This is a genomic window from Bacteroides sp. HMSC067B03, from assembly GCF_001811315.1.
GTDB lineage: Bacteria > Bacteroidota > Bacteroidia > Bacteroidales > Bacteroidaceae > Bacteroides > Bacteroides faecis.
The window spans coordinates 1-237 of the sequence record NZ_KV804472.1 but is presented as its reverse complement, the minus strand read 5'-3'; the positions used below and the strand labels follow the sequence as shown (position 1 = coordinate 237).

At 34.6% G+C, this 237-nt stretch carries 1 protein-coding gene; it reads left to right on the top strand.

Annotated elements, in window-relative coordinates; all coding sequences use genetic code 11:
* Positions 1 to 237: DUF3871 family protein (locus HMPREF2794_RS28205; RefSeq protein ID WP_139147296.1), on the top strand; the 237-nt coding region annotated here is incomplete at both ends.

Here is a 237-nt window from a genome sequence, read left to right as displayed (position 1 = left end):
TATATCGGGCAGTATTGGAAATGTTTCAGAGTTACCAACCTGCAAAACATCTGCATTTAATGCAAACACTTGGTAACTCATATCTCACAGAACATCAATTTTGCCAATTACTTGGTAGAATGAGACTTTATCAATCATTGCCACAAGGTTATCAGAAAGATATTCCTAAAATACTTATCACTGATTCGCAGATAAATACAGTCGCAAAAGCGTATATCAATGATAAGAACTTTGGGA